Raw genomic sequence first — 649 nt, 5'->3', positions numbered from 1 at the left:
GTCGAGTAACGGGTGTGGACGCGGCCGGCGAAGAGGTCGTCGAGTTGGCGCAGGCGCGGGATCGAGCGGTCGATGATGGTGACGTCGGCGCCAAGGCCGGCCGCCATCCTGGCCGCGTGCAGGCCGACGACGCCACCGCCGAGCACGGTGACCTTGCCGGGCAGCACGCCGGGCACGCCGCCGAGTAGCACGCCGCGGCCGCCATTGGCCTTCTGCAGCGCCGTGGCGCCGGCCTGGATCGACAGGCGTCCGGCAACTTCCGACATCGGCGCCAGCAGCGGCAGGCCGCCACGGTCGTCGGTCACGGTCTCGTAGGCGATTGCCGTCACGCCGGATGCAAGCAGGCCCTTGGTCTGCTCCGGATCCGGAGCAAGGTGAAGGTAGGTGTACAGGATCTGGCCTTCGCGAAGCTGCGCCCATTCGCTGGGCTGCGGCTCCTTGACCTTGACGATCATGTCCGACCTAGCGAACACCTCGGCGGCCGTCTTGGCAATCGTGGCGCCGGCGGCGCGATAGGCGTTGTCATCGGCGCCGATGCCGGCACCGGCCCCGGTCTCAACCAGCACTTCGTGGCCATGGGCGACATATTCGCGGACCGAGCCGGGGGTGAGGCCGACGCGGTATTCGTGGTTCTTGATTTCCTTGGGGC

1 protein-coding gene is annotated in these 649 nt (G+C 69.2%); it reads right to left on the bottom strand.

All coding sequences use genetic code 11. The features are described 5' to 3' along the window. The coding region (locus tag EOD15_RS35165; protein WP_185929181.1) for an NAD-binding protein at window positions 1–649 on the bottom strand (649 nt) is incomplete at both ends.

It is taken from the genome of Mesorhizobium sp. M7A.T.Ca.US.000.02.2.1 (genome assembly GCF_003996995.1).
Lineage (GTDB): Bacteria > Pseudomonadota > Alphaproteobacteria > Rhizobiales > Rhizobiaceae > Mesorhizobium.
The sequence above is the reverse complement of the archived record's forward strand: the minus strand, read 5'-3'. Positions and strand labels throughout refer to the sequence as shown.